Genomic DNA, 5,479 nt, shown 5'->3' with positions numbered 1-5,479 from the left:
CCATCAACGGTCAGCACCCCGCACTGTTTTGTTGTAAAACTACTTTTGTCTTTTAGCCCTGGTAAGGGGTCACGGAGACAATCTTGGCGCTCAGTTCCTTACCGTTCGGAGCGGTGTAGGAAACCTCGTCGCCCTGCTTAGCACCCATGATTGCGGCACCCAGCGGGGACTTCTCGGAGAAGACCTTCAGGTCGGTGCCGGCAGGGAGGGTGTCCTCAATTTCGCGGGAGCCGAGCAGGAACTTCAGGGTGCGGCCTGCAACCTCAGCCTCGATGACCATGCCGTGGCTTACCACGCCGTCATCAACGGGCGCCTCACCAATCTGTGCGGTTTCGAGCAGGTGCTTAAGCTGCTTGATGCGCGCCTCGTTCTTAGCCTGCTCATCGCGTGCCGCGTGGTAGCCGCCGTTCTCGCGGAGGTCACCCTCATCGCGCGCCTGGGCGATGCGGTCAACGATTTCCTGACGGTACGGACCGGAGAGGTGCTCCAGCTCCTGGGTGAGGCGGTCGAAGGCGTCCTGAGTGAGCCATGCACCGGTGTTTTCAGCCATGCGTGTCCTTTGCTTATGCGCCGGCTCTGCCGGTGCGAAACGAATAAACCCGCTACCGCGTGCCGCGTTCAATGCGCGGCGGTGCCGGTAACGGAATGAATCAACAGACCTATTCTAGAGCACCGGAGGATTTTCGGCTGTTATGCCGGTCGTATCTTCCCCTCTGAACGCATCTTCGTCGGTACGCACGCCGGTAGCTGAACACTCCGCCAGCATCAGACTGTTTCTTGCCCGTGAATCTGCCGATATGACGGCACGTTTCACGATGTCACACGGCGTCATCTGCGCTAGTGCACCGGCGCTATCCTTGGGTATCATACGAGAAGCTACAACCGTAAAATTTCTGCCGTGTAGCGCTCGTATTCGCGAGTCACAGACACATCATCGACCCCTGGCGCATCACCTAAAGGAGACCACCGTGAGCGAAGCCATTGAACAGCTGAAGGCAAACCTGCCGACTCACCCTCCCGTGGACTCTATCAAACCGCTGGAGGAGGACTACACTGGCCTGCGCATCCTCGCGGTGCATGCTCACCCGGATGATGAGTCCTCTAAGGGCGCTGGCACTGCGTCGGCGTATATTGCCCGCGGTGCCCGCTTCATGGTGGCGACGATGACCGGCGGCGAGCGCGGCGACATCCTGAACGAGGAGATTGCTAACAGCCCGCGCGCGCACCGTGACCTGCCGGGTCTGCGCCGCTCCGAGATGGCGGCTGCCCGCGAGATTATGGGCATTGAGCACCGCTGGATTGGCTTCTTCGACTCTGGTCTGCCCGAGGGCGACCCCATGCCGCCGCTTCCCTTCGGTAGCTTTGGCACCATACCCCTGGACCGTGCCGCCGCGCCGCTCGTGCGTCTGGTGCGTGAGTACCGCCCGCACATCATCATCACCTATGACGAGATTGGCGGCTACCCGCACCCCGACCACATCATGACTCACAAGGTTGCCGTGGAAGCATTCGAGAATGCAGGCGACCCCGAAGCGTACGTGGGTGAGGGCGAGCCCTGGACCCCGCTGAAGCTCTACTACGACCGCGCATTCAACCCCGAACGCACCCTCGCCCTGCACGAGCATCTGCTCGATACGCACGGTGAGAGCCTGCTGAGCGGCTGGATTGAGAACCTCGCGCACCGCGCCTCCTCGGGGGAGGCGCCTCGCCACGAGACTACGACCCGCATCCTGGTTCACGAGCACTTTGAGCAGCGCGATCAGGCTTTGCGCGCGCACGCCTCGCAGGTGGACCCGAACGGCGTGTTCTTCGCCGTTCCCAGCGAACAGCTGAAGGATATTTGGCCCTGGGAGGACTACACGCTGGCCGCCTCGCACGCTGAGGTTCAGCTGCCCGAATCTAGCCTGGACGAGGGCCTGAGCGACTACTACGTTATCTAGGCTGGGGTGCATCGCCCCGCGCGTTACAATGATGCCCTTCACCCACGATATGAGTTGTAGGTGAAGGGCATCATCCATTCTTAGGCGCGCGATGCGTGCAGCCCCTGTACGCACCCCCGGATACCGCCACCAGCCGCCACAAATTTTGAGCCGATTCTCAGCCCAACCGCGATGCTGATTGCCGCGAAGGTACGGCGCGGCGGCGTAGAATAAGAGCTTGGACTCTTTCGTTATGAGCCCGCTGAATTATCTGCCACGACAGCCGAATGAGGTATGAGCTATGAGCGCCAACGCCCTGCCCGTGATTACTGTGCACGGCCACGCCAGCAACCCCGGCACTGTCACTGAGCCTACCATCTATGAGCAGGCTCTGGCGCGCTCGCTGAGCCCCGAATCCCTGCCGGCACATATTGGAGTGCTGGTGGACGGTAACCGTCGCTGGGCGGCTCAGCGCGGCTTGAGCACCCGTGAGGGCCACGCCGCCGGTGCGGAGCGAATTATTGATTTTCTTGCCTGGTGTACTGAGCTGTCGATTCCGCAGGTGAGCCTGTACATGCTCTCCACCGAGAACCTGAAACGCCCCGAGAAGGAACTGACCGGTCTGGTCGCTGTGATTGATGCGTTCTTGGTGCGTCTGGTGGAGTCCGCCTGCGGTCCGGTGCGCGCTATCGGCAATATTGACCTGATTCCTCGCCAGCTGCACGAGCGCCTGGACTGGGCGATTGAGCAGACTGCGCACCTGCCCGGTGTTCGCGTGAACATTGCGGTCGGTTACGGCGGCCGCCAGGAGATTGTGGACGCGGTCCGCTCGGTTCTGCGCGAGGCTGCCGCTGAGGGGGCATCCTTGGACTCGCTTGCCGAACAGCTGAGCGTGGAGGATATTTCTTCGCACCTGTACACCGCCGATATGCCCGACCCGGACCTGCTGATTCGCACTTCGGGCGAGCAGCGCCTGTCCGGTTTCATGACCTGGCAGAGTGCGTATTCTGAGTTTTACTTCTGCCGCGCCCTGTGGCCGGATTTCACACGCGTTGATTTTCTGCGTGCCCTGCGGGATTACGCGAACCGTTCCCGCCGCTTCGGTTCCTAGAACCTGTGCGCTCTAGCGCCGTCGGGTTGTGCTCCCGACTGGCAGCCTCCGGTAGTACAGTTTCCAACGTTACAGCCTCCAGCATTACAGAATGGACGTTCTATGCTCGCTGAGCTTTCCCGCCTCTACCACGCAGGCGGCGCCTCCGTTATTGCCGCGCTGGTGCTCGGCAGCTACCTGCTGTACTTCCTGTGGTGCGCCCTGCGGCTGTGGTGTATTGACGTGCGGGAGCACCGCCTGCCGCACCGCATCCTGATTCCGCTGGCTATTGCCACCTATACGGCTCTGCCGGTGTCTTTGCTTTTTGCAGGTCGCCCAGCCGATATTTGGCGCGTGATTGGTGCCGGTTTGGTGCTCTGGTTCTGCTACCTGCTTCTGCGTATTCTGTCCTTTGGCGCGCTGGGCCGCGGGGACGTGAAGCTCGCCGGCATTCTGGGTGGCGTGCTTGGGTACCTGTCCTGGGCAAATCTGGGCTGGGCGTCGCTGGTGACGTTCCTTGCCGGTGGTCTGGTGTCCCTGGCGCTGGTGCTGTTCACGAAGGCGCGCGGTAGCACCCGCATTGCGTTCGGCCCGTTTATGCTTTTGGGCGCGCTGGTGGCGTTGGCGGCTCCGGCGTATTCTCTGTGGTAGATTCCGAAGTAGGGTGACCGTCCGGCTAGGTGGCGGGCTCGTTCTTTGTGCGGCTCGTGGCTGTTCGCTCTGCTCTCTAGCACCTATTCCCGATAGACTTGCCGGGGCTTTTGAAAGGTTGATGTTATGCCTACTCCTCCCTATATCCGTAAGCTGCGTGAGCAGATTGGATCGGATTACCTGTGGCTGTCCGGTGCGACGGCTGTGGTGTACCGTGAGCAGGATTCTAAGGTGCTACTGGTGCGCCGTAGCGATAACGGGGCGTGGACCCCGATTACGGGCATTGTGGACCCGGGGGAGAGCCCCGCACTGACCTGCCTGCGTGAGGCGCAGGAGGAGGCGAACGTGCAGATTGAGGTGCTGGAGCTGGCGCAGGTGAAGGCTGACCCGCCGATGCAGTTCGGTAATGGTGACCGCTGCCAGTTCTTGGATCATACGTTCTTGTGCCGCTGGGTTTCTGGTGAGGCGAAGGTGAACGACGAGGAGTCTTCGCAGGTGCGTTGGGTGGATGTGTCTGACCCGGCGGAGCGTGCGTTGCTTTCGGATCGGATGCTGGACCGTATTGATGCGGCGCTGAACTATAACGGCCACTGCCGTTTTGGTTTGGAGTCGGTGCCGCCGGAAGAGCTCTAGACCGGTTACTGGGACTGAGTAAAAGCTGCCGAACTAAACCTGTACATACAGAAGGAGGGGCGACCCGCCGTCATGGCGAGTCGCCCCTCCCAGCATTTTTATGACAGTTTGTTACATGTTATTGGGTGGTTCTTCCTGTTTTTCTGTGGGAGTGGGGGACTGGAAGCCTAAAGGTTGCCGTGGTTTTATTTTGTTTTTGTCTTCTTTACCTTAAGTTGCGTCTGTGTATCGAGTTATGAGTGGTGTACATGAGATGCTTTATATATGACACGGGTTACATTGGGAGTGACGGCCCCGTATTAGTCAGTAACCCGAGAAAGATTCGTTCACGTGATGTTCTGGTGAGCGTAGTCGCTTTCCTTTTACTCTGCCTATAAATCTTTAAGGCATGCCATTTTTCTGTGAACTAGGCTCATTGTGTTCATCGCAATTCTTGGGCGCTATTTTGATGCGTCCTGGAAGGAGCAAAGCATGACAACACATAAAATACCCTGGAGAATCTACGTAGCCCTTATTGGCTCTCTGGTAGGTACAGGAATATATTCCTTCGCCCTACCCATCGCGATTCTCGCTAGTACAGGCGAAATTGGGTTGGCTGGCGTAATGGCGGTAGCCATGCAAATCCCCAATATCGCCTTGGCATATCCACTAGCAACCCTATCGGATAGTCTGCCTCGAAAACCTATGATTGTGATTGCCGGGGCAGCAAACATCCTCAGTATCCTTACCTTGGCGTTGATGATTGAGCAGCATATGCTGTCATGGTTCACCATCGCCGCACTAGGATTTGTGAGCGGTGTCTTCTCCGAACTGGCTGCTGCCTCAGAAGCAGGATATATTCCGCAGCTTCTCGGACGAGAAAACCTTCTTTCGTACAATGCACGTCGTGAAATTTGCGAGGGAATATCCGCAATCATTGCACCCCCTACAGCAGGATTTATTGTTCTTGTCGCGGGTGCAACGGTCGGTCTTATCGTCCCGGTGCTCCTTTTCGGAGCGGCAACTATTTCATACGCAACGTTGCCATCCGTAGAGATGGAAACTAAAACTGAGCAACGCGAAACCGCACAACATGGGTTTATTCACCGCATGTTTGACGGTATCCAATACATGTTCTCCGGCGCCCCACAGAGACTTATCCTTGTCTACACGTTCTTCTTAGCGGCAGCTACGGCATCGTATTCAC

At 58.6% G+C, this 5,479-nt stretch carries 6 protein-coding genes; 5 read left to right on the top strand and 1 reads right to left on the bottom strand.

Annotated features, from left to right (window positions below; all coding sequences use genetic code 11):
• Positions 1-52: 52 nt before the first annotated feature.
• Complete coding sequence (gene greA, locus HXO69_RS08615; protein WP_049327910.1) at positions 53-550, bottom strand: transcription elongation factor GreA; 498 nt, start codon at positions 548-550, stop codon at positions 53-55.
• A gap of 418 nt (positions 551-968) precedes the next feature.
• Here greA and mca point away from each other — a divergent pair, with 418 nt between their 5' ends.
• The 5 genes from mca to HXO69_RS08590 all read left to right on the top strand — a co-directional run.
• Positions 969-1,940: a mycothiol conjugate amidase Mca gene (gene mca / locus HXO69_RS08610; protein WP_296546534.1), complete on the top strand. Its 972-nt coding sequence runs from the start codon at positions 969-971 to the stop codon at positions 1,938-1,940.
• Positions 1,941-2,220: 280 nt separating this feature from the next.
• Positions 2,221-3,030, top strand: coding sequence for a polyprenyl diphosphate synthase (gene uppS, locus HXO69_RS08605; RefSeq protein WP_294631623.1), 810 nt, complete (start codon positions 2,221-2,223; stop codon positions 3,028-3,030).
• Between the two features lie 102 nt (positions 3,031-3,132).
• Positions 3,133-3,660 carry a prepilin peptidase gene (locus HXO69_RS08600; RefSeq protein ID WP_296546531.1) on the top strand — a complete coding sequence of 176 codons (528 nt, stop codon included), beginning with the start codon at positions 3,133-3,135 and terminating at the stop codon, positions 3,658-3,660.
• Positions 3,661-3,786: 126 nt separating this feature from the next.
• Entirely contained in the window at positions 3,787-4,293 is a 507-nt protein-coding gene (locus HXO69_RS08595) for an NUDIX domain-containing protein (RefSeq protein ID WP_070691471.1), read from the top strand.
• Between the two features lie 471 nt (positions 4,294-4,764).
• Positions 4,765-5,479 (top strand): MFS transporter (locus tag HXO69_RS08590; RefSeq protein WP_296546529.1); only part of this gene is annotated, 715 nt, incomplete at its 3' end.

It is taken from the genome of Rothia sp. (in: high G+C Gram-positive bacteria) (assembly GCF_015265375.1).
Classification (GTDB): domain Bacteria; phylum Actinomycetota; class Actinomycetes; order Actinomycetales; family Micrococcaceae; genus Rothia.
This window is presented reverse-complemented; position numbering and strand designations above follow the sequence as displayed.

Bases quoted from the DNA above. Each gene is read 5' to 3' on its own strand.
- uppS (WP_294631623.1), top strand. From the start codon at position 2,221: ATGAGCGCCAACGCCCTGCCCGTGATTACTGTGCACGGCCACGCCAGC.
- greA (WP_049327910.1), bottom strand. From the start codon at position 550: ATGGCTGAAAACACCGGTGCATGGCTCACTCAGGACGCCTTCGACCGC.
- HXO69_RS08600 (WP_296546531.1), top strand. From the start codon at position 3,133: ATGCTCGCTGAGCTTTCCCGCCTCTACCACGCAGGCGGCGCCTCCGTT.
- HXO69_RS08595 (WP_070691471.1), top strand. From the start codon at position 3,787: ATGCCTACTCCTCCCTATATCCGTAAGCTGCGTGAGCAGATTGGATCG.